We start from the raw sequence: 26620 nt of genomic DNA, 5'->3' as shown, positions 1-26620 counted from the left end.
CGGAGTAAAAAGCCTCATTTTACGCCGCCAAGACTCTATTTCGGCCCAATGCTTTGGCACGATAAAGTGCCTCATCCATGCGTTTAAATAGATTATCGGTATCTTCGCCCACTTGATGCTGGGCGACACCAATACTGACGGTGAGTGGTGGCAAATTAGGCTGACATATCATTTGAATTGTTTCTCTAATAGATTCAGCCAATTGCAATGCACCATTCAGATCAGTTAAGGGTAAAAGAATGGCAAACTCCTCACCCCCCCAACGGAAAACAATATCGCACTCGCGAATAATAGACTCTAAGGTTCGTGCCAATAAAATCAGAACTTCATCACCTTTGTGATGCCCGAGCTGATCATTAATGGATTTGAAGTGATCAACATCCAATAAAATTAAACTGAAATTCTGGCCATAACGTTGGCTTTGAGCATGTGCATGCTCAACCAAGGGAAAAAACTGACGCCGATTACCTAAATCAGTCAGAGGATCCCGCAACGCTGCCCGCTCTAATGCCTGTTCAAGGCGCTTTTGCTCAGTAATGTCATGGATAATACACAGCATTAACCGCATCCCATCCAACTCGACCGGCCCGGCATAAGTTTGTACATGGCGGGTATTTCCATCCGCGAGTTTATGAATAAAGTTCAGGGGTTTATGACCACCGGGTAATTTGGCAACCTCATTCATGACGGGTAACACATCCTTTCCCATGGTGTTAATTTCCCAAGTATGCTTCATGCACATTTCATCCCGCGAATAACCATAGAAACGTGTTGCTGCCTGATTGGCATCAACAATTTGCCCTTCTTTTGATGGATCAATAAGTAACATCGGCGCGGTATTGGTATTAAAAAATTGCTCATAAAATCCTCGTTCATCACGACGATAGGATTTTGAGCATAATTGTTCAGCATGCGGTTGAGCGAGTACCGACGCTGAAATATAGAGTCCTTCAAAAACAATTACATCACCGTAAGGCTCTAACTGAGTTAAGGAGAGCCGACAGCTCAAGGGGGAGGTGTTTTTTTCTGCTGCAAGAGTCCAAATCTCGACAATTTGGTCATTGTCAGCTAACGCAGGAAGATAAGCTTCCAACTGTTGCTGCGCATGCGCTGAAAACTGCCCATTGCGCATAAACGCTAGTGGGGTATCACCAGCCATCTTTCGGGCTTCCTTGTTAGCAAACAGTACTTCCTGATTTTTGGGTAACACAACCCAAACCGGCGTACTCAAAATATTTAATGCATCTAAGTAGGCTATCAACATAGGAATACCGATAGATATTTGGCATGAGAACAGAATACAGTTAATTACCCTGGATTCACTACATTTCGATGTATACCCCACTTCACCTGCAAGAATGGATCAAAATTGCAATCATCCTGCATAAACTCCACTAGTATTATTACAGCGAGAATAATTAACGTCTATCTTTGTTATTGAGCACCACCTTTTTAAGTAGAGGCAGCTATGTTTCTAAATTATTTTGCACTGGGTGTACTTATTGTTGTCGCTCTTATCATCTTCTATGGGATTATTATTCTTCATGATATTCCGTATTTAATTGCCAAATCACGAAATCATCCGCATGCCGATGCTATTCATGTCGCAGGATGGGTGAGTCTATTTACTCTACATGTTATCTGGCCATTTTTATGGATATGGGCCACGTTGTACCGCGAGGAGCGCGGCTGGGGTATGCAAAATCAGGAAGCATCATTTGCACAGTTGCAACAACGCGTGACAGAACTGGAGCAAAAACAGAGCGGTACTACTATCCCTCCATTGGAGTAACATCATGGATTTGCTCATTATCCTGACTTATGTCGCGTTTGCTTGGGCTATATTTAAGATCTTCAAAATACCGGTAAATAAATGGACGGTTCCCACAGCGGCATTAGGTGGCGTTGTTTTAGTCGCCACACTCATTTTATTAATGAATTACAACCATCCTTATACTTTTCTGGCACAAAAAGCTGTTATTTCTATTCCAATTACACCGCAGGTCACCGGTATAGTTACTGAGGTAACAAATAAGCAAAATACATTAATGAAAAAAGGTGACATCCTTTTTAAACTCGATCCTATCCGTTATCAGGCCCGTGTTGATAGATTACAGGCTGATTTGGTGACCGCCGTTCATAATGCTCAAATGCTTAAAGGGCAATTAGACGAAGCAATAGCAAACACATCTCATCTCAGTGCAGAACGCGACCGGTTATCCAAAGACTACCAACGCTACCTGAAAGGCAGTAAAGCGCTGGTAAATCCATTCTCTGAAAGTGATATTGATAATGCCCGGCAGAACTATTTGGCGCAGGATGCATTAGTCAAAGCATCAGTCGCTGAACAGGCTCAGATTAAAAGTCAGGTAGATAGCGTGCTCAATGGAGAGCAATCTCAAATTGTTAGCCTCAGAGCACAATTGGCCGAAGCAAAATACAATCTTGATCAAACCGTCGTCCGTGCCCCCAGCAATGGCTATGTCACTCAGGTATTGATTCGCCCAGGAACCTACGCAGCAGCCATACCGCTGCGCCCAGTGATGGTTTTTATTCCAGAACAAAAACGACAAATTATTGCCCAGTTTAGACAAAACTCGCTGCTGCGGCTCGAAGCTGGCGATGAAGCTGAAGTGGTTTTCAATGCATTACCCGGGCAAGTATTTCCTGGCAAGCTGACAACCATTATCCCTGTCGTACCGGGTGGCTCATATCAAGCTCAAGGTACACTACAATCACTCAGTATTATTCCCGGTACAGATGGTGTGCAGGTGATTATTGAGCTGGATCCCAATAGTGATATTGACTCTTTACCGGACGGTATCTTCGCTCAAGTGGCAGTTTACTCCGACCATTTCACCCATGTTTCAGTCATGCGGAAAGTACTGCTACGGATGACCAGTTGGATGCATTATCTCTACCTCGATCATTAGAGACGATTTTGGCCGTGATTTAAATTCATCGTGCCTGATTCACTGTGAAAGAATCATTTTTGATGAGCGTTTGCGGCTGCCTTTAACACTGCAAGTGGCATTACTCAGCCTTTAGTGACGCATATTGTGAATGCAATATTGCAGCGAGAGTCACAACTAAAGGCATAAAACTGAGCCGTTGGCAGCAGCAAGGCGGAGGAAATGGTTCAATATTATTCGCTATCAGCAACCTGGCTACCGATATAAAAAAGCGCTCAAGGAACATATTGAGCCCCCCAATTATCTGGAACGCCAGTGTGCTGTAACAGAGCCTAATAAAGTCTGGTGCGTTGATTGGGCCATATCATTAGTCCGTTCTTTCGGCTGTAAACGGTGGTTTAGCAAACCAAACCAGAATTGTTAGTAAGATAAAAGCAATAGCCGCCAGACGGAAAATCTCATTAGCAGAAATGAGTAATGACTGCTGAGTAATCTGATTATTTATATTATCTAGAACCTGTGATAGAGAACCATAGTACTTACTCAAAATCTGTGATGATGTATTAAACTCAGGATTAAAACTATCGATTGCTCCAGTCAATTGGCTATGATGTAACGATTCTCTGCGTCCCCAAAGCGTCATCATAAGTGACGTACCAATAGATCCTGACAGTGTGCGAAAGAAATTACTCATACTTGACGCACTAGCGAATTTATTGTCAGACAAGCCGGATAGAGAAATTGTTGTAAGAGGTAAAAAGAAACACGCAACAGCGAACCCTTGGAAAAACTGAGGTAGAACAACGCCCATAAAACCTATAGTCGGCATAAATGTAACAGAACGCCAATAATAACATACCGCATACATTATAAAACTAAATGTAACCAGAACCCGCATATCAATTTTGTTACCATAATGACCGATTAGAGGAGATATCAATAAGGGCATAATACCAATTGGCGCATACGCAAGACCTGCCCAAATAGCATTATAACCCATCGTTTCTTGGAGCAATTGTGGCATAAGTACTATCGCGCCAGAATAAAAAAAATAAGCACATGTAATACAGACAATACCAATCGTAAAATTACGCGATTTAAACAAACTAAGATCAAGAATTGGATTCTCGGCAGTAGACTCCCATATAACTAAAGAGATCAGTGAGATGACTGATACTATTGCTAATATGATGATAGTACTGGAGTTGAACCAGTCCAGATCCCGACCTTTGTCGAGCATAATTTGTAATCCACCGACGCCAAGAACTAATAGGACTAACCCGGGAATATTCATTTTTACCGGTGAGGTTTCAGTTTCTCTTCCTTTTAATAGTGTTAAACAGGATAGTATAACTATAATCCCCATCGGAACATTTATCAAAAATATCCATCCCCAACTATAATTATCACAAATATAACCACCAAGAATAGGCCCACATATCGGTGCAATAATTATAGTCATTGACCATAATGCTAATGCAAATGTTCGTTTTTCTGGCGGATAGTTTCTTAGTAATAAACTCTGAGACAGCGGAATTAACGGCCCAGCCATCACTCCTTGCACGACTCTAAAGAATATAAGAACATCAAGACTGGTCGATAAACTGCACATTAACGAGGCCAATGAAAAAAAGGTTACTGACAGCAGAAATAACCTTAGCTCACCTATTCGTTGTGCTAATTTTCCGGTGACAGGTATCGCAATTGCATTAGCAACACCAAATGATGTTATCACCCATGTGCCTTCATCAGTCGATGCCCCTAAGAAGCCAGAAATAGTGGGTATCGCGACATTGGAAATAGTCGAGTCCAACATCTGCATGAAGGTTGCCAATGAGAGGGCGATAGTTATGCACCATAGCTTCCCACCGGTTAATGGCGCTGGCGTTTGTTGAGTAATTACCATTACATTTGTCCATTACGAGATATAATTGTTTTAATTTCTTTCTCTATCGGACTGGTATCTATCACTAGCGCTTTACTGACATAAGCAGGCATAGCAGTAACAGCCGAAGCAAGAACTGGCATATCACCAATATCCTCATTTTTTGTATCAATCGTCGCCGTCATAGATAAACCAATACGTAATGGGTGTTGTTGTAATTCCTTTGGGTCGAGAGAAACATCAACAGGTACACGCTGGACAACTTTAATCCAGTTACCTGTGGCATTTTGTGCAGGCAGTAATGAGAAGGCATTCCCGGTCCCCATTTTTATGCCGACAATACGCCCATGAAAGACGATATTTTCGCCATACAAATCGCTGATAATGTTTACAGGCTGACCAATTCGTATATTCGTTAATTGCGTCTCTTTGAAATTGGCATTCACCCACATTTGGTGCGCAGGTACGACTGCCATTAAAGACTGACCCGGACTAATTGTTTGACCTACTTGCACGGATCTCTGAGAGATATAACCTGTTACAGGACTTCTGATATCTGTACGTTGAAGCGCCAGCCACGCTTCTTTTGCCGCGTCTGCAGCCTGTATGACTTGGGGTTGGCGGTTTAATGGCGTGTCCATTACTAATGCCTTATTTGCGTTATAAGCCAGAATGGCAGCATTAAGGCCAGCTTTATTGCTAACTAACGTATCTTTGGCATGTTCTAACGTTTCTTTTGAGATGACACCATTCTTTGCTAATGGAAGGCGGCGCTGGTAATCTTCTAGCGATTGTTGATACTGAATACGAGCCGAAGCGACTTCTGCATTGTATTGCTTATCCTGTAAATACAGTTTATGAGTCTCACGAACGATATTTGCCAGATTATTTTTAGCTTTATTAAGTGCTATTGTTGCATCTGTCTTATCCAATGAAACTAAAATATTCCCTTGACGAACAAAGCTCGTATCTTTATTATTTACAACAATAACACTACCTGATACTTGTGCTGAAATTGGATTTGCATTTCCTACAACATACGCATCATCAGTGCTAATAGTATCTTGTAATACCATTGACCAATATGCATATGCAAAAGTGAACACAATAAATAAAACCACGGCTAATATTGAAAAATACCTCTTTCTACTAGTCTGTTTTTTATTTAAATTAATCTGTTCCACTATTATCTCTCATATCGTATATGATTAAAGTCATGACGTGAATATGAAAATTCATTCACCATAAGTACCCGACCTGTTTACTACAGCACAAATCTTCTCAGGAACTTTAGAGTAATAATTCTACAATAGTGATAACCAAATAATAGAAGACAATGCCTCACCTTTTGAAATACAATTCTTACACGTGTAGGCACAATGAGATAAAAAATAGTATAGCAACGAAACTATAATTTAACGGTATAGTCCCTCTTTTTATTATTGATATCTTATCTTTGACGTCTATTTAAAAGCTCAAAATTTCTGTTTTTTATCAAGAATAATGAGATGAAGCCTTATGTCTGTTTTGCTACAGAAAGAAGGAAGATGCTTCATTTCGAAGGGAATAATGCATGAAAGCAATAATTATTGATGACCATCCTCTTGCGATCGCCGCCATTCGTAATTTACTGACTAAAAACGATATTGAAATTTTAGCCGAATTGGTGGAAGGGGGAAGTGCCGTTCAACGTGTTGAAACACTCAAGCCCGATATCATCATAATTGACGTCGATATACCCGGGCTAAATGGTATCCAGGTGTTAGAAACGCTCAGAAAACGTCATTACGCTGGGATTATCATTATTGTTTCTGCCAAAAATGATCATTTTTACGGTAAACATTGTGCTGATGTTGGTGCTAATGGATTCGTGAGTAAAAAAGAAGGAATGAACAATATTATTGCTGCTATTGAAGCAGCTAAAAATGGTTACAGTTATTTTCCTTTTTCTCTTAATCGATTTATTGGAAGCTTAACTTCTGATCAGCAAAAATTAGATGCCTTATCCAAACAAGAAATCAGTGTTATGCGTTATATTCTGGACAGCAAAGATAATAACTATATTGCCGAAAAAATGTTTATCAGCAATAAAACAGTCAGTACTTATAAAAGTCGCCTGATGGAAAAGTTAGAATGTAAATCACTCATGGATCTCTACACATTCGCCCAACGCAACAAAATCGGCTAATATTATGAAGTTTATACCGTATATTTTTTTCCTTTATGCTTATCTGTGGTCGGCATATGGCCTTGCTAACTCAGATTATATTGACTATCGTGGAATCAGTAGCAATAGCAGTGTTACGCTTGACTCTTTACGTTTAAGTAATACAGAGTTACGTTGGTTGGCTAATAAAAAGAATCTTGTCATTGCAGTCCATCCTTCGCAAACAGCAACATTGCTGCATAAAGACTCACAACAACGAACTCGTGGTATTAATGCAGACTATTTAAATCTTTTGAAAAGAGCTCTGAATATCAAATTAATACTTCGTGAGTACTCTGATCATAAAAAAGCTATGGATGCATTGGAGGAGGGAGAGGTCGACGTAGTGCTGTCGCATTTAACTGAGTCAGCCCCTGAAAATAAGGACATTGTTGCTTCAAAACCACTGATCATTACCTTCCCCGCTCTGGTAACCACCGTCCACGATTCTATGCAGCCGCTGACCACCCCCAAACCAGTCAATATTGCACGGGTTGCTAATTATCCCTCCGATGAAGAGATTAGAAAATCGTTTCCAAAAGCAAAAATAATTTCTTTTTCAAAAACTTACCAAGCACTAGCATCAGTATCTTCAGGCAAGAATGATTACTTTATTGGTAGCAATATCATTGCCAGCAGTATGATTTCACGTTATTTCACGCATTCATTAAATGTTGTGAAATACTATGACGCTCCACGTCAGTTTAACTTTTTCTTGACCAGAAAAGAATCAGTCACTCTTCACGAAGTACTCAATCGCTTTGTTGATGCGTTAACAAATGAAGTTCGATATGAAGTTTCACAAAATTGGCTTGATACTGGGAACCTTGCTTTCCTCAATAAACCATTAGCGTTAACAGAACATGAAAAGCAGTGGATTAAACAGCATCCCAATTTAAAAGTGCTTGAGAACCCTTATTCACCGCCATTTTCAATGACAGACGAAAATGGCTCTGTACGAGGAGTAATGGGTGATATTCTTAATATTATCACTTTGCAAACCGGGTTAAACTTCTCCCCTATTACTATCTCGCATGATATTCATGCAGGGACGCAACTCGCCACGGGCGGATGGGATATTTTACCCGGGGCAATTTATAGTGAAAAACGTGAGCAATCTGTTTCCTTTGCCGAAACATTTATTACGACACCTTACGTTTTTGTCATGAAAAATGCCCCTGACAGTGAACAAGCCCTTAAAAAAGGGATGAAGGTTGCTATTCCTAACTATTACGACCTTCATTTACAATTAGAAGAGATGTATCCAGATATTGAGTGGATACAGGTTGATAACGCAAGTGCTGCATTTCATCAGGTCAAGGAAGGAAAACTCGATGCTTTAGTTGCCACACAACTAAACTCTCGTTACATGATTGATCATTACTATCCTAATGAACTCTTTCATTTTCTCATCCCAGGAGTGCCATATGCATCTCTTTCATTTGCTTTTCCCCGTGGAGAACCTGAACTAAAGAATATTATTAACAAAGCGTTAAATGCAATTCCTCCTAGTGAAGTTCTGCGTCTGACAGAAAAATGGATCAAAATGCCTAATGTGACAATCGACACATGGGATCTCTATAGTAAGCAGTTCTATATTGTCACAACATTATCGGTTTTATTGGTTGTAAGTAGCCTTTTGTGGGGCTTCTATCTGCTGCGGTCTGTTCGTCGTCGTAAAGCTATCCAGGGAGACTTAGAGAATCAAATATCATTCCGTAAAGCATTATCTGATTCATTACCCAATCCAAGTTATGTTGTGAACTGGCAAGGCGTTATCATTAGTCACAGTCGTGCCTTTGAACATTTTTTTACTGATGATTTTTACAAAATTGCTTTATTACCCTTAGCGGATAGCGGTTCCCCATTTAAAGATATCTTCTCTGACTTAAATGAAGTAAAAGTTGATACGAAAGAAAATAGAAAAATATGTAAGCAAGTCTTTGAAATTAATAATGGCTTAGAAAAAAGATGTATTAATCACTGGCATACATTATGTAATCTGCCCGCAAGTGAACATGCTGTCTATATTTGCGGTTGGGAAGATATTACGGAGACGCGTAACTTAATTCGCGAACTCGAAGTAGAAAAAAATAAAGCAATAAGCGCAACAGTTGCTAAAAGTCAGTTTCTGGCTACGATGAGCCACGAAATAAGAACGCCTATCAGCTCAATCATGGGGTTCCTTGAACTCCTTTCCGGTACTGGCCTTAACCAAGAGCAACGCGTTGAGGCCATCTCGCTTGCCTATTCCACTGGGCAGTCACTACTTGGCTTGATTGGTGAGATTCTGGATGTCGATAAAATTGAATCCGGTAACTATCTGCTTCAACCACAATGGGTGAACATTTCTTCTATTGTCCAGCTCACTTGCCACTCTTTTGATGCGATTGCAGCGCGAAAAAAAATCGCATTAACCTGTATCAATACGCTTCCCGAGCATTATCTGATTAACATAGACCCTCAGGCGTTTAAGCAGGTTCTATCAAATTTGCTCTGTAACGCTCTCAAATTTACAACAGAGGGTACAGTAAAGATCAGTACTACAATGGATCAGCTAGACGAAAACCGTGCGGTCATTAAGTTGATTATTGCCGACTCTGGAAGCGGAATTTCACAGGAAGAGCAACAACAACTGTTTAAACGTTATAGCCAAACTAGCGCAGGACGTCAGCAAACTGGCTCTGGTTTAGGTTTAATGATATGCAAACAGTTGATTGATAAAATGAAAGGCGATCTTACACTGGTTAGTCAGCCCGGTGAGGGAACGACATTTACAATCACACTCCCAGTAGAATTTACTCAACAAAAAAATATTGCCAATGAAAAACCTGAACAAACCCTCGTTCTCCCAAGGCAGCTGAGTATTTTAATTGCTGATGACCATCCGACAAACCGATTATTATTAAAACGCCAGCTCAAGCTACTGGGATATGATGTTGATGAAGCCTGTGATGGTGCGGCGGTTTTGCACAAAATTGGTATGCAACATTACGACCTGCTAATAACTGACGTTAATATGCCGAATATGGATGGGTTCGAACTCACACATACTCTGCGTGAGCAACATTATTCACTACCCATTTGGGGGCTTACTGCCAATGCACAAGTTAACGAGCGTGATAAGGGGTTAAGTTGTGGCATGAATTTATGCCTATTTAAGCCGCTAACCCAGGACGTTTTAAAAACTCACTTAAGTCAATTACCCCAAATTGAGGTAATCCCCCCCCGGTATGCACATCTTGATATCGATGCGCTTAAAAATAATACTGCAAACGATCCTGAACTGATGCAGGAAATGCTGCTCACCTTTCAAAATGAGACGCATAAAGATCTTATAGCTGCGCACAAAGCCTTAGATACTGGAGATAATAGGACCTTCCATCTGTGTATACACCGTATCCATGGCGCTGCGGATATCTTAAATTTACAGCGATTGATTGATATCAGTCATCAGTTAGAAATACAGCCAATATCACCTGCTAGTAAGCCTGACATTATTCAACTGTTAAATTCCTTGAGTGAACATATAGGAGAGTTAGGTCAGGAGATTGATCTTTTTTGTCAGCAGCATCCATGAAATTGATGCTCCCACAATACTTAAATGTGGGAGCTCACTGACAACTGCATTCAGTAATAAAACTTAAATTGGCCTATGAAAACTCCCGCCGAATCTGCACACCATGTTGATCGAGCGTTGCCGCTCCGGGTAAAACTTGCGGATCCGGGCAGCCACTAATCTTTATGGGATTGCCCGGCATCATTATTCCCCCCGCTTCGACCAACATATTTCTTGCCTGTGTTTGTGGCAATTGCATTGCTTGCGCCACATTCAAAAGTGGGGCCACAGGTACACCCACCTGATGAATGCGCGCTAACCAGACATCTGCTGGCTGCGTCTTTAATACGCTTTCAATGTACTGCTTTAGTACCGCTTGATTTTGTACGCGCAAAATATTGCTAACAAAGCGCAAATCACTTACGAGTTCAGGAAGCCCCATAGCCTCGCACAAAGCAGAAAAAAGCTTGTCATTACCACAACAAATAGTAATGGGTTTATCCTGAGTTTCGAAGACGTCAAAAGGTGCCATATAGGGGTGGCGATTACCAAGCCGTTGTGGTGCCTGACCCGTAGCGATATATGCCATAAGGCCATGCTCCAAAAAGCTCAAGGTTGAATCAAACATGGCTATATCCACATGAGCGCCCCGTTGACTCTTTTCACGTCCATAAAGAGCGCTGACAATACCACTGAACAGATACACCCCCGCGCAGAGATCAGAAAGCGATGTCCCAACACGCACCGGTGGAGCATCAGGATAACCGGTCTCCATCATTATGCCGCTCATAGCCTGAATTATCGTATCGTAGGCAGAAAAATCCTTTAAGGGACCGGTATGGCCGAAACCTGAAGAAGAAGCATAAATGAGTCGCGGATTAATTTGCTGAAGCGTTTCCCATGAAAAACCTAATTTTGTCATGGTGCCTGGGCGGAAGTTTTCAGCTAATACATCTGCTTGTTTGAGCATATTAATAAAAATGCTTTTATCTTGCTCATTTTTTAAATCAAGAACAACACTCTCCTTTCCGTGATTAATAAAACTATAATAAAGTGACTGACCATCAACATAGGGTCCGAAAGTTCGTGTGTCGTCTCCATGACCTGGGGGTTCAATTTTAATTACCCTGGCGCCCATATTGCAAAGAAGTTGCGTACCAAAAGGGCCATTTAAAACATGTGTTAAATCGATAACCAATAGTCCGTCAAACGGCCCTTTATTTTCTATATATTTCACTGACTGGTGCCTCGCAAAAAAAATACCGAAGTAAAATATGTACTTCGGTGGCATTATTAAATGAATAAATAACATTATTTATTATGAAACCAGTCGGCTGATATATATCCACAATGGTGCCGTGACGATAAACCCAAGCACACTGACGGCTAAAGAAGCAGTACCAGTACGGGTATAAACATTAAAACGGCTGGCAATAATGATCCCTGAGAATGCCGGAGGTAACGCACCTGCCAGAACCATCATCTGGAGTTGTTCGCTGTTAAGATGACAAGCCAGACCAACAAGAAGCAGGGCCAATGGCATTAAGATTAATTTCAGGAATGTGTTATAGGCAATTTCCGCACTGAACTCGAATTTATGTACTGCCAGAGTCAGACCCGCAGCAAATACAGCAACCCCAGAGTTGGCTTTAGCAATCAGGTCGAATGTTGGAGCCCATGCTAAAGGAATTTTAACCCCAACAAGTACCAGTACCGTCGCGAGGACAGGTGCCCATACTACCGGTTCCTTTGCCGCCGAGAATAACGCGCTCAGATTACTATTCTTTTTGCCATCCGGTCCTGATGCTGGATTCAGCAAATATAGGCCAATAGGAATAGTAATAGCATTAACAATAATAGATATAATCGCTACGACTAAACCCGTTGATACCGAGTCACCATAAATAGGATCAAGGACCGCAAAACCCAAGAATCCAATAGTTGGTGAACCTGCAATTAATGCGCATACAGCGGCTTCAGCACGAGTACGCTTAAAGAATTTATAGCACCCGAACCAGGAGAAAAAGAAACATCCGACGACAACCACAAGTGAAACGAGGGTTAGACGGGCGTCTGCAAATATCATATCCCGATTCGCCCGAGTAATAGAGACAAATAAAGCCGCGGGAAGGGCGTAATTCAATACCAGTTTATTAAATGCCCGAGTTTGATCTTCTGAGAATGTTTGACGTTTGCCGCCCACATAACCTAACAGCATGATCACAATAATAGGCAATAAATCGCCAATAAAAAAAGTTAACATAATATTTTTCCGATAAGAGTCCCCCTCACCAAAATATAATTAAAAGGTGAGAGGAGATGGTGTCAGTATTTAATTACCAGAAACTTGTTTAGGATTAAGTTTGGTAATATGGCCGCTTTCAGTTCCAGCGGCTGGATCGATGGCCACATTAATAATGGTCGGTTTCCGCGACAAGATGCTGGCCGCCAATGCATGACGAAGCTCATCTGATGTTGAGACGTTATAACCAACGCCACGAAATGCATCCATTAACCTGTCGTACCGTGCGTGATGCAGCAGATCAGTTGGCGACGGCGCGCCAGCTCCACTGAGATCGACTCCATCTCCCCTGTAGATGCCACCATTATTGAAAATGACAATGGTCACCGGCAGGTTATAACGACAGATAGTTTCGACTTCCATTCCACTGAAACCGAATGCACTGTCACCCTCAATTGCCACCACTGGCGAACCTGACGTCACACTTGCGCCGATGGCATACCCCATCCCGATACCCATGACACCCCATGTGCCGCTGTCCAGTCGGTGGCGAGGCTTATACATATCAATAATATTTCGCGCATTATCCAGTGTATTTGCTCCCTCATTAACCAAATAGACATCATGGTTTTCACTGAGGACATCGCGTACGGCACTTAATGCATTAAAATAATTTAATGGCTGGGTATCAGTATTTAATTTTTCCTGCATTTTCTGCGCATTTTGCTGCTTGTGAATATTTAAAATATCGCGCCATTCCAAAGAGGTGGTAAAGGGGCTGCGCTTCAGTTCCGCCAACATAAGTTTCATACTGGAGGCTATATCACCAACTACCGGCGCAGCAATTGGGCGGTTGCTGTCAATTTCCTGAGGCTCAATATCCAATTGGATAAATTGTGTATCGCTTGCCCACCCTTTTTTACCATGAGCCAATAGCCAATTGAGACGAGCCCCTACAAGTATCACCACATCCGCATTTGCCAGAGCAAACGAACGGGCTGCTGAAGTACAAAGTGGATGGGTATCTTCGAGAATACCTTTAGCCATAGACATCGGAAGATAAGGGGTCTGCGTGCTTTCAATAAAATCACGGATCTGCTCTTCAGCCTGCGAATATGCCGCACCTTTACCAAGAATAATTAATGGCCGCTCTGCCTTTGCCAGAAGCGATATCGCTTTGCTTATTGACTCCGGGCATGGCAGCAATGCTGGTGCGGGGTTTTCAACCTTCACAATGGTGTTTACAGCGGTATTTTTTTCCATCGTCGCGGCCAGTACATTGGCGGGTAAATCAAGGTAGACACCACCAGGACGACCAGAAACAGATACCCGAATAGCGCGCGCCAATGCAATACCGAGATCCTGAGGTTGGTTAACGCGAAAAGCGCCTTTTGCATAGGGTTTAGCTGCATTCATTTGATCCAGCTCTTCATAGTCCCCTTGCTGCAGGTCCACAATCGCACGATCGCTGGAGCCACTGATCATGATCATAGGAAAGCCATTTACCGTCGCATTGGCTAATGCTGTTAAACCATTCAGAAAACCAGGCGCAGAAACCGTTAGACAGATCCCCGGTTTCTGAGTGAGAAAACCGCTGGCTGCAGCGGCATATCCTGCAGACTGCTCATGGCGAAAACCAATATAGCGAATTCCTTCTGCCTGAGCGTGACGCGCCATATCCGTTACAGGAATTCCCACGACACCATATATAGTGTCAATATTATTCTGTTTTAATGCTTCAACGATGATATGCATACCATCCGTCATTTGAAGTTTATCCGGCATGTTTAATAACCTCGAATTTCTTGTCTAAAAAAGTGGGCACGAGAGGCCCCCTTAAATATCAGATGACATGGTTTCACTTCATCGCAGCGATTTGATCTTTGCTATAACCTAATTCCTGCAAAATATCAGCGGTATGCTCACCTAATAGCGGCGCAGCTTTAATATCAGGCGTAAATGCTGAGAATTTCATTGGGCATCCAACCGTCAGATATTTTCCACGCAGTGGTTGTTCAACTTCCACTACACTTCCACTTTTGCGTAAAGACGGGTCGAGTGCGATTTCTTTCATACTTAATACTGGCGCACAAGGAATATCAAACTGGGTCAAATAAGCTACAGCTTCATGCTTATCAATCGTAACCGTATATTTTTCTATTTCGGAAAATATATCGAAAATATGTGGCTGGCGAGCATGAGCAGTATTATATGCCGGATCGGTAATCCACTCTGTTTTACCAATAGCTTTACATGTATTTTCCCAGTTTTGTTCCTGAATGGTAAAATAGATATAAGCATTGGGATCTGTTTCCCAACCCTTACATTTTAATATCCAGCCAGGTTGACCACCGCCACCAGCATTACCACCGCGCGGGACGGCATCACCAAAAGTACCATTTGGGTACTGCGGGTATTCTTCCAGAAAGCCAAGTTTATCAAGACGCTGCTGGTCACGTAATTTCACTCGACAGAGATTCAAAACCGCATCCTGCATAGACATTGTTACCCGTTGACCACGCCCCGTTTTTTCACGGTGCAGCAATGCGGCCAGTAAGCCAATCAGCAAATGCATCCCAGTATTGCTGTCACCCAAGGCTGCGGCACTAACTAGCGGTGGGCCATCCCAGAAGCCGGTAGTGGACGCTGCGCCACCAGCAGCCTGAGCAACGTTTTCATAAGCTTTCACATTTACGTAAGGAGAACACTCATCAAACCCTTTGATGGAACCAAAAATCAAACGTGGATTGATCTGCTGAATACGCTCCCAAGTAAAACCCATATGATCAATGGCGCCTGGGTGAAAGTTTTCAACTAAAACATCGGCTTCACGGATAAGCTTTTCCATAACTTCTTTGCCTTCCGCAGTTTTGGTGTTCAGCTCAATAGAACGTTTATTACTATTGAGCATGGTGAAATAAAGTGCATCTATATCAGGAATATCACGCAGTTGATGGCGAGTTACATCACCAACGCCGGGACGTTCAATTTTAATAACATCGGCACCAAACCACGCCAGCATCTGGGTACAGGATGGGCCGGATTGTACACCCGTAAAATCGAGAACTTTAATTCCTTGAAGTGGAGTTGACATAGCATTACCTATTGGTTAATAAAAAATTGACTTTATCTATTTGGCGGTTATTTAAGAAATAGCCCATCACTGAATAACTCAGAAACATGGGTTATCACCGTAAATTAAATTAGCCACATATCATATATAGAGTTAATGAGTTCATCTCTACTCTAGGCTCACAATGGATTTTTGTGAGATGAGTGGTGAGGACGGAAATAATAATAAAAGAAATATGTATAAGGTGTAATCAGAGAGATTCGCGAGATTTGTGATGTTATTCTTACGCGTGTAAGAATTGGGGGTTAAGTTACACAGAGGCGAAAATAATAACCAGAATTGGTGGCATAATCTCCCAATTATAGAATTATTTTAATCGTCTACTAGAAATAGGGTTTCATTGGAGAGGAGAAATAAAAGAAAGGTATTAATTGATATAAAACTGAAGAGTACTACAGAGAGTTTTATGACCACAAACAATCATATTGTGGTCATAAAAAGAAACTTGCAGGTATGACGCCCACACCTTAAATAAAATGAATATCAGGCTTAATCAACCAGTAATGCTTCGCTTTCAACGATGATTCCATCTTCAGCACCTTTGAGAGCAAGGTTTGCTTCATAGTATTGTTTTTTATCAAGTAGTTTCTGGGCTTCTGCAAGTGCATTCCGTGTTTGTTTCAACGGCATCAGATACTGATTTTCCATCACTCCGACACCAACCAGGCGAAGTTCCTCCAATGCCCCCTTTTTATCTCCTTTTGCCATTTTTTCATTAGCAATTTTTATTGCAGCCTTTTTTTCAGGTGTCGCAATATAGCTCTCAGATATCCCAACCGTAGCATTAATGACAATATACTGATCATCACTCAAATTGGTTTTCTTACCCGATTTGGCAAATTTTTCCCATTCAGTACTATCATCTGCTAACAAAGCCGAGGCTTCATTTGTCAGTTCTTTTGCCTTTTCAGGGTCGCCATGGAATAGAGCTAAACGCGCAACCTGAATGTTACGCATCGCATATAAGCCTTGCTCAGAAATCCGCTCAGCCGCCACAGATTGCTGAGTCTGTTTTTCTGTTGCTGTTGGCACCTCACCGCTAGCCCATACTGATGACGATGCCAGAATTGCTGCAACCATAGTAGCCATAATTAAACGTTTCATACTTACCTCATTTTTAACAGTTTTTTGGAATACCGCCATCATATTTAGTAAGCATAAAAAGAGAAATCAGATAGGGGCTGCCAATATGAAAGGATTATCTGACAGCTGTAGTTATTATCGCAAAAGCATTTTAGGTCTTATACCGGTAAGAATATGACGCCAATGACAAAGAACTAATACGGTGTAACGTATTCTTTTCCTCACTATTATTTAATCCGTGTCCCTGTTTCATCTATAATTTTTTCACCATCTTCTTTCGCGAACGCCCCTTTTTGTGAATCTGGAAGGATATCCAGAACCACTTCAGAAGGGCGACACAGGCGGGTCCCCAACGACGTCACTACGATCGGACGATTAATCAGGATAGGATGTTGCAACATAAAATCGATTAACTGATTGTCAGTAAAGCAGTCTTCGGCAAGCCCTAACGCTTCATAAAACTCAACGTTTTTACGCAGCAGCGCCCGCACAGTGATTCCCATATCCGCAATGAGTTTAACCAGTTCATGGCGTGACGGTGGAGTCTCAAGATAATGAATAATGGTCGGCTCAGTACCGCTGTTGCGGATTATCTCCAGCGTATTACGCGACGTTCCGCAGGCCGGATTGTGATAAATAGTGATATTGCTCATCTCAGTATCTCATGACAAAGTGAAAGAGAGACGTAGCGCCAGCGCGGCCAGCGTTACAAACAGCACAGGCAGAGTCATGACGATCCCGGTGCGGAAATAGTATCCCCAGGTGATGGTCATATTCTTCTGTGAAAGGACATGCAGCCAGAGCAGCGTTGCCAGGCTACCAATAGGTGTAATTTTCGGCCCCAGATCGCAGCCAATCACGTTGGCATAGATCATCGCTTCTTTGATAACGCCTGTTGCGTTGCTGCCATCGATTGAGAGAGCGCCAACCAGCACAGTAGGCATGTTGTTCATGATGGAAGACAGGAAAGCCGTCAGGAAGCCAGTACCAAAGGTCGCGGCCCAAAGGCCTTTATCTGCCAGCTCGTTCAGTACACCAGAGAGATATTCTGTTAGCCCAGCATTGCGCAGGCCATAGACCACCAGATACATCCCCAGTGAGAAGACCACAATCTGCCACGGCGCACCGCGCAGCACCTTACCGGTATTAATGGCATGACCTCGTTTCGCCACAATAAAGAGGATGACTGCCCCCACCGCCGCAATAGCACTAACGGGTATCCCCATCGGCTCAAGCACAAAAAAACCGATCAGTAGAAGGAGCAATACAACCCAGCCGGTTCTGAACGTTGCCAGATCTTTTATCGCTTTTTCCGGTGCTTTCAGGAGAGCTAAATCGTAAGTCGGCGGAATATCTTTTCGAAAGAACAAATGCAGCATCACGAGCGTGGCAATAATAGCGGCGATATCCACGGGTATCATCACTGATGCATATTCCGTGAATCCCAGATGGAAGAAATCAGCAGAAACGATGTTAACCAGGTTTGACACGATAAGCGGCAGACTGGCCGTATCGGCAATAAATCCGGCTGCCATGACGAATGCCAGTGTAGCCCCTTTGCTGAATCCTAATGCCAGCAGCATGGCAATAACGATTGGAGTCAGAATTAAAGCTGCGCCATCGTTGGCGAACAGCGCCGCCACCGCTGCACCGAGCAGGACGATATAGGTAAACAGCAAACGACCACGACCATTGCCCCAACGTGACACGTGCAGCGCCGCCCACTCGAAAAAGCCGGACTCATCCAGCAGCAGACTGATGATAATAACGGCGATAAAGGTTGCGGTAGCATTCCAGACGATATTCCACACCACAGGAATATCTGCAATGTGTACCACACCGGAAATCAATGCCAGCGTCGCACCCAGCGCCGCACTCCAACCGATCCCTAATCCCTTCGGCTGCCAGATAACCAAAACAATGGTCAGGACAAAAATAGCGCCGGCCAGTAACATAAATCCTCCAGACAGAGCGGCAGAACCACCCTGTGCGTGTAACAAATTAACCCGCAAGTTGTTTGAGTTGCTGATACTGGTTATGTACCGCCAATACGACAGCACGTAACCGAATAGAACACTATTAACGCGTTATCTTATGCACTATACATTCGAAAAAACATATATATTAAAGGAGAATTTTTAGGTGCAGACAGCCTTACCGCTACCAGAGCCGTGAGCCGATGCCAGCTTACGGGCGATAGCCTGTATATCCTCCTGCTGACTTAACCAAGCTTGTTCAATAACCTGAGCTGCCCATGAAGGAATATGCGGAGATAAGCGGTAATGAACCCACTTCCCCTGTTTGCGATCCAGCAATAGACCACTTTCTCGTAGCATTGCCAGATGACGGGAAATCTTGGGCTGCGATTGTTCCAGCGCCGTGCAAAGATCACACACACACAGCTCCCCCATCTCCCTGAGCAGCAACACGATACCCAGGCGGGTCTCATCGGATAGGTTTTTGAAGAGTTGTAAGGAAGTTAGTTGCATCGTTCCTCCTGTTCATTTTGAGACAGGATACTCTGCAGAGAAATAAAATCAACAATATATATGAAAAAACAAATATGAATATCTAACCAAAGAGAAATTGATGCTAAAAATTATTTAACGACCTGACTTTATTGACACCCAATGATGGCCATACAGATACTTTTTACATATATGTAAGGGTATGGTTGTACGCCCCATGAATTGAAGTTTTATCGGCGTGGGTCCATGGGTCATGCTGTCGTTTTATCTGGCCCGAATTAAATCCCATCATATATACCTCTCTCTGCTAAAAGCAGATTTCAATAGATGAAATGTCGATAGGAATAGCTAGAACAATCAGAAAAATGGGGGTTACTAGGTTTGAAAGACTTCGAGAGATACTGCGAGACGTTAGATTGGAGCGGGCGAAGGGGTTAGAACAACCCCGCCAATAACTTGAAAAATATAGAATTTTCAAGTTATATCTTAACTTATACCCCCAAAGATACCCCCAAAGCACAGAGGCTTTGAATTCAAGTAATTACCTTTGTCGATAAATCAGCAGGAAGCGAGATGATAGCAAATGGCAGGCATACTCGAAAGCAGCGACACCAGTAGCATCAGACTAATTACGATTTAATAAACCCAGATCGCGGCGGGCCCTCATGATATCAATATTCGTGAGATATGGCGTTTGTTCTTGCCAGCTAAACCCTCTGCGATCGATACGAACCAGTTCGTACTTTTCCACTAGAAAGTTAATGGCATTAGCGAGAGTGATACCGGCATCGAAATGTTCCTTTATAACGGTTTCATCACTGAACGGCGTATCGTTCAGGGTCAGACCATAGTGTTTTTCCAGTAGCCGTGTAAGAAGCAATTGCCAGACTGCAACGGGTGGCAGGCAGGGCTTCGCCGCCCGCGAAATTGTAGCCGGTAGAATTTTCATATTTGTTCTCGTGAAATTTGTTAGCGCTGAGTGGAATAAACAGCGACGTATACATAGCCACAACTGCCAAGGGTATCGGCTTCGCAGGTAAAACCGTTGTGGTACAGGGTGACGCAGTGGGCGTGGCGAGGATTCATTTCACCCGTGCTCAGCATGGATTCCATCCGGCTGATAAAATGCGGAAATGCCACATCCAGCTTAAGACATTCGGCATCACTGAACTTACCTGTGATACAGGCCCGGTCAGCCAGGTAGTGCAGCTGGTTGCCCTCCTGCACCAGACGTGTTCCCAGGCGCGGCGTGATATCGCGCTGCAGGCCCCAAATGATGTTGCTCATTACAGTTCTCCACAATTGTCAGTTCAGGGTGATGCTCATCAGGCAGGCATAAGGCCCGTTGCGGTCCTGGCGGCGTTCGGCGTACACAGCCAGGACTCCTGTGATATCCGGAACATCCCTGCCGGTGTAATGACAGACGCTACCGTGCCACTGATATTTTCCGGTGCAGTAGCGAAAGATTCGGGACTCAGGATGCTGGCGGTATATCGTCATTGCCCGGCGTTTACTGATAATTTTCATGTAATACCTCACAACAGACCGTGTTCTGCGAACGAATAGATTTGCCTGCCACCAACAATCAGATGGTCAGGAATACGGATATCCACCAGTTGAAGTACCTGAGTCAGTCGCTGCGTGAGGGCTTTGTCAGCCTGGCTGGGTGTCGTCTCGCCGGAAGGATGGTTATGCACCAGTATCACCGCCGCCGCATTGAAGTGCAGTGCACGTTTGACCACTTCCCGGGGATGGACCTCGGTGCGGTTAATCGTGCCACTAAAGAGCGTCTCATGGGCGATAAGCTGGTTCTGATTATCCAGATACAGCACCCGGAACTCTTCCCGCTCAAGTGCGGCCATATGCAGTCGCAACCACTCCCGAACGGCGTGAGTAGAGGTGAAGGCTACCCCTGGCTCATGCAGGTGCCGCTCCAGAGCCCTGAGCGCCCGCTGAATGAGACGCCGGTCCTGTGGCGTCATCTCGCCGGGTAAAAAGGAGAGCTGTTTCATCCTTTGTTCCTCCGTTCAGTCGATGATACGCAGAATGGCGTGAGCTTCAGGATGCTGCAGGGCATAGTCCCGCAAGCGATAATAGTGTGCGGTCATTGCGTCACACTCTGTGCGACAGGCGTGATGGCTGTATTCAATCATGCAGACCGCGATACCTGCGGCTTCCACGCTCATTTCCGCGCCATTGCCGTTCATGCTATTAAACAGATGCCATTTATCGCCACCGTCAGCATCAGGGGCCATAAACGCGCCGCCATTACTGAGCGTGTAAAAGGACCAGATACCACCGCTGTACTCATCACAAAAGCGCTCCATCCAGGCGAAAATACGCGGTTCCAGCGTTATCCACTGCGGGATAGTGCCAAAGTACAGCGGCCAGAAATCGAGACGCTGTTCGTCAGGTACTGGTGTTGCTGTAAGGGCAAATTGAGGTTCATTAGCGGGTACCAATTCGCATTGAGTTTGTGTCGTCATGGATTTTCTCCGTCAATAAAAACGCCAGCGACGATGGCTGGCGTATGGGAAATAAAGGACAGACAGGGATGATGAATGGGTGTGGTCAGGAGGAGGATGCTCTGAGCATGCCTGAGTTGCGGATATAACGGTTAAGCCCTTCACCGGCATCCGGTTCAAAGCACCACGCCCGCCAGATCATTCGACCTTCAGAGTCACGAACCACCAGGCGGAAGTGTGTGCCCTGGTCGTCTTCAATGCTGATGTTGCGATACCTGCGGGTAACCGCTTCGGCCTGCTGTCGGGTAAAAGGTCCCGGTGGCAGCATGTGAGATTCAGACATTCGATGTACCTTAAAAGCAAAAGCCCCTGACGCAGACGCGTCAGGGGCTTTGGGAATATGCGGGTGTGGGGAGATTGTCAGTAACCGGTTTGTACCTTATACAGCCGCAGGGTTTTGCTGCCCCGAACAATCTTCACATACAGGGCATTATCTTCCGCGCTGCGTACAAAACCGGCCTTCACATCGCCCTTACAGTCACCACCATCGTAAGGAACATTGATGCCGGTCTGGCGCACCAGGTCGATAATCCCGAAGCTTAAATCTTCACAGGCTGGGCCCGGCAGGTCCTGAATCAGGGCAAATTTATGGTCGTCGCTGACACCGGTCAGTGAGCACATGGACGTATTGATGTCGTTTCCCTGGCACCAGTACTCCTGGCCGGGATTGTCTTTATCCATCAGACTTGCCGGAAGCTGAGCGGCACCGGCACTGAAGGCGGCAAGTGACAGAATGAGGGCAGGTACAGCAGAGGTCATTATTTTCAGCATGGTCTTCTTCCTGAATTAATCCAGCCCGCTGTCGGGCAAAATGAGAGAGGTTGATATCGGGTGTTATCAGAAGCGCCGGTAGCGAAACAGCTCTTTGCCCTGGTAAAGTGCCACCAGGTCGTCATATTCCGGCTTCTTCTGGTTGGGTTTAAAGGTCACTACCGTGCCCGGACGGCACAGGTCTTTTACGGTGAGTCCGTATTTCTTGTCCGGAGTAATGGTGAATCCTTTCGACACATCGTTGCGCATGATAGTTATCCAGCCCCACAGGCCGCCTTCGCAGTCTTTAAAGGGTGCGGAACGCACCGTGACCATCCCGCCCAGGCGGTCAACAGACATGGCTTCGCATTTTCCGGTAACCTGACGATGCGCATCGCACCAGAAAATGTTCCCGTTGTTGTCATTAACTACAGCAGGGAGGGTCCGGTTATAAGGCTGAGCCTGAGCGCCCACACAGAGCAGAAGGCTGCCGGTAATACCCAGTACTTTAATCAGTGTTTTCATTACGTTGGTCCTAAACAGAGAAAGAATCAGGTAGCGGTCATTCAGGCCCAGACAGTCAGGGCCAGCATCAAAAGCCATACCCAGAAGTAAGCCGGTTTCTGACCGAGAGTTTTCGCCCGCCGCCACAGATAGAACGGCACCAGCCAGGCCAGTTTGCCGAACGTGGTGGTGTCCACTCCGGCCTTACGCAGGCGTCGTTCATCGAGATACCCCAGAGCAATATTGAGCAGCAGCGTGATAAACCAGTACTGCCCACCCGAGACGGCATCATATGCCTCGTCAAATGACATCCCGCTCAATCCTGCAGTCCACAACTCCAGCGCGTAGCCAATGAAGGGAGCAAATGCCAGCGTCCACACAACGCCACCCGGAATGCGGTTCCCCGGCAGCGCTGGTGGTGTGGTGCTCCGGAGCAGCGTCGAAGCCAGCGGAGTAGCGGAGACCGGCTGCCACTCTGCCATTCCCTGTCGCCACACCAGAGTGGATGCAGTCAGTTCACCGCGCATAATCAGGCTGGTGATGTCGTCTTCGGTCACATTGTCGTGGCGTATGCCATTTTTCTCGTAATGCCAGGTCATTGTTTTTCCTTCTTAACAGAGGTAATTAAATCAGTGTGTTGCCCGGCTCCTCCTCTGAGGGCCCAGGAGACAGGACTTCACGGATACAGCTGAAGTGCGGAAGGGCCCGGATAAAGCCCGCCTGTGTGGTTAACTGGCTGAGACGTTTTAGCGGGGTGAAAGTTGTATTGAGGACTGTCACCGCATGGATGGTCGCCAGTGGATGCACGGTGATATGCCCGTTAAGTTCACCGGTGAGGTACCAGCAGCCGTCGAGTGATATCAGGCGGTACGGGGCCAGTCCGTCACAGCGCTCTCCCTCAGCCAGCAGCAGTACCCGTTGGCAGGCGGTAATAGCACTGACGAGACGGTAGAACACCAGTGAGGTGGCCGGTGATATAGTCTGTGGCGGTTGCCACACCAGACAGGGCATCCCTCCTGCTGTGAGCAGCATGCCCGCCAGACGCCGGTCCAGCCCCGGAAAGATATCGGCCAGTCCGGACCGGTGAGCAAAGGTCAGCGCATCCAGCTCACCCTGTACGCCCCCACTGGTGCTGCGCAGGCGGCATTGCCCTCGTCGATACTCCAGGTCCAGATACATCAGCCGTTCGCGAAAATCCCGTCGCAGGGTACGGACTGACACACTAAACTCTGCAGCCAGCCGGGCCATGTTCAGCGTCTCACCGGCAACCAGGCGGCTGATTATCAGTGACAGCCTGACAGCCAGTCGGTCGTGACGGCGCTCTGCCTGTGTTATCTCAAATCTCCGTAATAATTAACTGACTGAATATGAAATGATTCTAAAGAGGGGGGCGGACAGGGTATGGACATGGAATGAACTATTTTTTATCTGCCACCGGAGGCAAGCCCAACGCGGCGCACCGTGAAATACGGTGATAAAACACTCAATCCAATGGAGGTAAAACGGACAGGGAGTGTCCTTTCCCAACATGCTGATAACAAGCTCAGGACTGAAACCCACTCAGCATCGCTTCCGCCATCACCCAGAGAGCCCGGTTGAGCTTCACATCGCCGTCGATACCACGCACGGCGCGGGTATGTGTTCGCCCACCTTTTGCACTCCGGCCACTGAGCCCGCCCTTAATCAGGTTCTCCTGAATACGCTGGTATGTGGTCCACAGGTCATTGCTCTCATCCTGCCAGCGGCGTGGGGAGAGTATCTGAGGTGCTGTCACCGGCTGGTGGTCCTCACCAAAACGGTACGTCAGTGCAGCCTGTGCCAGAGCCTGTTGTGCAGGTGGCGGCAGCATCAGCGACTGCATGGCATCCCGCTTCTCTTCCACACGGTCAAAAATACCCAGCACTTCATACGCCCCCTCAATCACCTGACTCACGACATCTCCTTTGTGCGGTACCCGCACCTCGCCGAACGATTCACCGCAGACAAGCCCGTTCTGGCATACCGCACGGAATAATCCCGGTAACATCTGATACGAGCTGGTGCCGTCATGAGAATTGAGCAGAATGATTTCTGGGACTTGCTTGCCAGTAATTTGTCCCTCCCGGCGCAGACGTAACATATGCTTTGTATGCTCGCGACGCCCTGGGTCACGCACCCGGGTCTGGCAGGCAAAGAAAGGCTGAAAGCCTTCACACTGCAGATTTTCAAGAACGGTAATGGTTGGTATCCAGGTATACCGTGCGCTACGAGACGCATGCTTCTCCTCGCTGAAGACACTGGGCACTACACGAAACAGCTCTTCCTGGGTTAACGGACGGTCACGACGAATAAGGTTTGCTGCGCCAAAGCGCGAAGCCAGACGGGTCATAAGCAGACTCCTCATGATGGAAAATTAAATACAAAAAGCCCCGCCGCAAAATCGCGGCAGGGCTCAGGAAACTACGGGTTAGAAGGGTTAATGTTCAGAAGAAGAAATTCCAGACTGCACGGGCGACTGATACCACGATGTCGCGCACAGACTGGATGACTGACCGAACCTGGGCCGGTATCAGGGGCATGGAACTTACTGTATCCAGTACCGAGCCGACCGTTTCACCAAAATCGTCACGGGCTTTTTTATTAACGGCATCGGTACGAAGTGGCGCACTGAGTTGTACTGCCACCTGACTACTGGCCTCCCGTGGCAAGCAACGAATCATCCGCTCAGCCATCATCCGCAGCCCCCACTGCAAACGTATCGACACCGCACAGACAGGGTTTACAGGTTGGAACAACTCATGCAGCAGACAGATTTTGAGGCTGATATTTCGTTTCTGCTCTGTAGACAGCTTTTCACCACCGCAGGTGGGTTCAACCTTGTCAGACTGGCTGATAACAAACAACACCTTATGCCGGTATGCTTCACCAATCACCTGCCGGTAAAAATGTTCATCTACGGCCAGCGCCCGATCATCACCCTTAATCAACCACAGAACCAGATCCAGCTGGGGGAGCTGTTTACGGTACAGCGTGGCATACTCTGTATCCCGGCGCTCAGACTCCCCGACGCCGGGTAAATCCACCAGCGTCATAAAGCGCTTCCCCACTTGCAGGCGAAAGCGTAAGGGTTCGCGTGTGCAGGCGGTCACATCGCTGACCGGTGAAATCTCACCGGTAAACAGGGCATTACATAAGCTGCTCTTGCCCGAGCCAGTTTTACCCATGATGCCAATCACCGGCTCATAGTCAGTAAGCTGATTTATCTGCTGCAGAATACGCTCTGATGCCCAGTGCGGCAGGTTAGAAAGCGAATGCTGCAGTGACTGTAAACCTTCAAATTGATTCATTACTGCTCCTCTGAAATGAAAACAAAA

The 26620-nt window shown here is 45.4% G+C and carries 27 protein-coding genes; 4 read left to right on the top strand and 23 right to left on the bottom strand.

The annotated features are described in order from the left end of the window. Positions 1 to 19: 19 nt before the first annotated feature. Positions 20 to 1264 (bottom strand): sensor domain-containing diguanylate cyclase, encoded by a 1245-nt coding sequence (locus ACIOG0_RS04340; protein ID WP_050098047.1) that lies wholly within the window; start codon positions 1262 to 1264, stop codon positions 20 to 22. A gap of 204 nt (positions 1265 to 1468) precedes the next feature. Between ACIOG0_RS04340 and ACIOG0_RS04335 the strand changes: the two genes are divergently transcribed. Together ACIOG0_RS04335 and ACIOG0_RS04330 are read left to right on the top strand one after the other, a co-directional pair. After that, positions 1469 to 1792 (top strand): DUF3302 domain-containing protein, encoded by a 324-nt coding sequence (locus ACIOG0_RS04335; protein ID WP_050098046.1) that lies wholly within the window; start codon positions 1469 to 1471, stop codon positions 1790 to 1792. A 4-nt stretch (positions 1793 to 1796) separates the two neighbouring features. Next, positions 1797 to 2933, top strand: a complete 1137-nt coding sequence (locus tag ACIOG0_RS04330) for an HlyD family secretion protein (protein WP_050140260.1) — start codon at positions 1797 to 1799, stop codon at positions 2931 to 2933. Positions 2934 to 3279: 346 nt separating this feature from the next. Here ACIOG0_RS04330 and ACIOG0_RS04325 read toward each other — a convergent pair whose 3' ends face one another. Together ACIOG0_RS04325 and ACIOG0_RS04320 are read right to left on the bottom strand one after the other, a co-directional pair. Further along, positions 3280 to 4818: a DHA2 family efflux MFS transporter permease subunit gene (locus ACIOG0_RS04325; RefSeq protein ID WP_050140259.1), complete on the bottom strand. Its 1539-nt coding sequence runs from the start codon at positions 4816 to 4818 to the stop codon at positions 3280 to 3282. Continuing rightward, positions 4818 to 5981 (bottom strand): EmrA/EmrK family multidrug efflux transporter periplasmic adaptor subunit, encoded by a 1164-nt coding sequence (locus ACIOG0_RS04320; RefSeq protein WP_128451575.1) that lies wholly within the window; start codon positions 5979 to 5981, stop codon positions 4818 to 4820. The genes ACIOG0_RS04325 and ACIOG0_RS04320 overlap by 1 nt, the downstream gene beginning before the upstream one ends. Before the next feature lie 389 nt (positions 5982 to 6370). On the opposite strand from ACIOG0_RS04320, the gene evgA reads away from it, so the two are divergent. Beyond that, positions 6371 to 6985 (top strand): acid-sensing system DNA-binding response regulator EvgA, encoded by a 615-nt coding sequence (gene evgA, locus ACIOG0_RS04315; protein WP_050098043.1) that lies wholly within the window; start codon positions 6371 to 6373, stop codon positions 6983 to 6985. 4 nt (positions 6986 to 6989) lie between these two features. Beyond that, the gene (gene evgS / locus ACIOG0_RS04310; RefSeq protein ID WP_050140258.1) at positions 6990 to 10583 is read left to right on the top strand and encodes an acid-sensing system histidine kinase EvgS; all 3594 of its coding nucleotides are present in this window, start codon (positions 6990 to 6992) and stop codon (positions 10581 to 10583) included. A 73-nt stretch (positions 10584 to 10656) separates the two neighbouring features. On the opposite strand, the gene yfdE is transcribed toward evgS, so the two are convergent. The 20 genes from yfdE to ACIOG0_RS04210 all read right to left on the bottom strand — a co-directional run bounded on the left by yfdE (position 10657) and on the right by ACIOG0_RS04210 (position 26593). Further along, positions 10657 to 11799, bottom strand: a complete 1143-nt coding sequence (gene yfdE, locus ACIOG0_RS04305) for a CoA:oxalate CoA-transferase (protein WP_050098041.1) — start codon at positions 11797 to 11799, stop codon at positions 10657 to 10659. Between the two features lie 81 nt (positions 11800 to 11880). Beyond that, positions 11881 to 12825 (bottom strand): transporter YfdV, encoded by a 945-nt coding sequence (yfdV, locus tag ACIOG0_RS04300; RefSeq protein WP_128451576.1) that lies wholly within the window; start codon positions 12823 to 12825, stop codon positions 11881 to 11883. 69 nt (positions 12826 to 12894) lie between these two features. Further along, the gene (oxc, locus tag ACIOG0_RS04295) at positions 12895 to 14589 is read right to left on the bottom strand and encodes an oxalyl-CoA decarboxylase (protein ID WP_050098039.1); all 1695 of its coding nucleotides are present in this window, start codon (positions 14587 to 14589) and stop codon (positions 12895 to 12897) included. Between the two features lie 73 nt (positions 14590 to 14662). Beyond that, positions 14663 to 15898 carry a formyl-CoA transferase gene (frc, locus tag ACIOG0_RS04290; protein WP_050098038.1) on the bottom strand — a complete coding sequence of 412 codons (1236 nt, stop codon included), beginning with the start codon at positions 15896 to 15898 and terminating at the stop codon, positions 14663 to 14665. Between the two features lie 528 nt (positions 15899 to 16426). After that, a complete protein-coding gene (locus tag ACIOG0_RS04285) occupies positions 16427 to 17041 on the bottom strand; it encodes a YfdX family protein (RefSeq protein WP_050098037.1) in 615 nt (204 codons plus the stop codon). Positions 17042 to 17247: 206 nt separating this feature from the next. Then, complete coding sequence (gene arsC, locus ACIOG0_RS04280; RefSeq protein WP_050098036.1) at positions 17248 to 17673, bottom strand: glutaredoxin-dependent arsenate reductase; 426 nt, start codon at positions 17671 to 17673, stop codon at positions 17248 to 17250. Between the two features lie 9 nt (positions 17674 to 17682). Continuing rightward, positions 17683 to 18975 carry an arsenic transporter gene (locus tag ACIOG0_RS04275; protein WP_050098035.1) on the bottom strand — a complete coding sequence of 431 codons (1293 nt, stop codon included), beginning with the start codon at positions 18973 to 18975 and terminating at the stop codon, positions 17683 to 17685. A gap of 183 nt (positions 18976 to 19158) precedes the next feature. Further along, on the bottom strand, positions 19159 to 19509 hold the full coding sequence (arsR, locus tag ACIOG0_RS04270) for an As(III)-sensing metalloregulatory transcriptional repressor ArsR (RefSeq protein WP_128451577.1): 351 nt from the start codon (positions 19507 to 19509) through the stop codon (positions 19159 to 19161). Between the two features lie 604 nt (positions 19510 to 20113). Next, positions 20114 to 20437, bottom strand: coding sequence for a TA system toxin CbtA family protein (locus tag ACIOG0_RS04265; protein ID WP_000698542.1), 324 nt, complete (start codon positions 20435 to 20437; stop codon positions 20114 to 20116). 20 nt (positions 20438 to 20457) lie between these two features. After that, positions 20458 to 20775: a type IV toxin-antitoxin system YeeU family antitoxin gene (locus ACIOG0_RS04260; RefSeq protein WP_000065326.1), complete on the bottom strand. Its 318-nt coding sequence runs from the start codon at positions 20773 to 20775 to the stop codon at positions 20458 to 20460. 18 nt (positions 20776 to 20793) lie between these two features. Continuing rightward, positions 20794 to 21015: a DUF987 domain-containing protein gene (locus tag ACIOG0_RS04255; protein WP_000691995.1), complete on the bottom strand. Its 222-nt coding sequence runs from the start codon at positions 21013 to 21015 to the stop codon at positions 20794 to 20796. A gap of 8 nt (positions 21016 to 21023) precedes the next feature. Further along, the gene (locus ACIOG0_RS04250) at positions 21024 to 21500 is read right to left on the bottom strand and encodes a RadC family protein (RefSeq protein ID WP_000811694.1); all 477 of its coding nucleotides are present in this window, start codon (positions 21498 to 21500) and stop codon (positions 21024 to 21026) included. A gap of 15 nt (positions 21501 to 21515) precedes the next feature. After that, positions 21516 to 21974 (bottom strand): antirestriction protein, encoded by a 459-nt coding sequence (locus tag ACIOG0_RS04245; protein WP_016538084.1) that lies wholly within the window; start codon positions 21972 to 21974, stop codon positions 21516 to 21518. An 85-nt stretch (positions 21975 to 22059) separates the two neighbouring features. Then, entirely contained in the window at positions 22060 to 22296 is a 237-nt protein-coding gene (locus tag ACIOG0_RS04240; protein WP_000004273.1) for a DUF905 domain-containing protein, read from the bottom strand. A gap of 77 nt (positions 22297 to 22373) precedes the next feature. Beyond that, positions 22374 to 22784, bottom strand: coding sequence for a hypothetical protein (locus tag ACIOG0_RS04235; RefSeq protein ID WP_000912997.1), 411 nt, complete (start codon positions 22782 to 22784; stop codon positions 22374 to 22376). A gap of 66 nt (positions 22785 to 22850) precedes the next feature. Continuing rightward, complete coding sequence (locus tag ACIOG0_RS04230) at positions 22851 to 23288, bottom strand: hypothetical protein (RefSeq protein ID WP_024198335.1); 438 nt, start codon at positions 23286 to 23288, stop codon at positions 22851 to 22853. A gap of 41 nt (positions 23289 to 23329) precedes the next feature. Beyond that, on the bottom strand, positions 23330 to 23866 hold the full coding sequence (locus tag ACIOG0_RS04225) for a DUF4339 domain-containing protein (RefSeq protein ID WP_000219797.1): 537 nt from the start codon (positions 23864 to 23866) through the stop codon (positions 23330 to 23332). Positions 23867 to 23891: 25 nt separating this feature from the next. Continuing rightward, a complete protein-coding gene (locus tag ACIOG0_RS04220) occupies positions 23892 to 24602 on the bottom strand; it encodes a hypothetical protein (protein WP_024198336.1) in 711 nt (236 codons plus the stop codon). A 208-nt stretch (positions 24603 to 24810) separates the two neighbouring features. Beyond that, positions 24811 to 25635, bottom strand: coding sequence for a DUF932 domain-containing protein (locus ACIOG0_RS04215; protein ID WP_000197385.1), 825 nt, complete (start codon positions 25633 to 25635; stop codon positions 24811 to 24813). A gap of 94 nt (positions 25636 to 25729) precedes the next feature. After that, complete coding sequence (locus ACIOG0_RS04210) at positions 25730 to 26593, bottom strand: GTPase family protein (protein ID WP_001071225.1); 864 nt, start codon at positions 26591 to 26593, stop codon at positions 25730 to 25732. Between the last annotated feature and the right edge of the window lie 27 nt (positions 26594 to 26620).

Source organism: Yersinia vastinensis (assembly GCF_044905075.1).
GTDB classification, from domain to species: domain Bacteria; phylum Pseudomonadota; class Gammaproteobacteria; order Enterobacterales; family Enterobacteriaceae; genus Yersinia; species Yersinia vastinensis.
The sequence above is the reverse complement of the archived record's forward strand: the minus strand, read 5'-3'. Positions and strand labels throughout refer to the sequence as shown.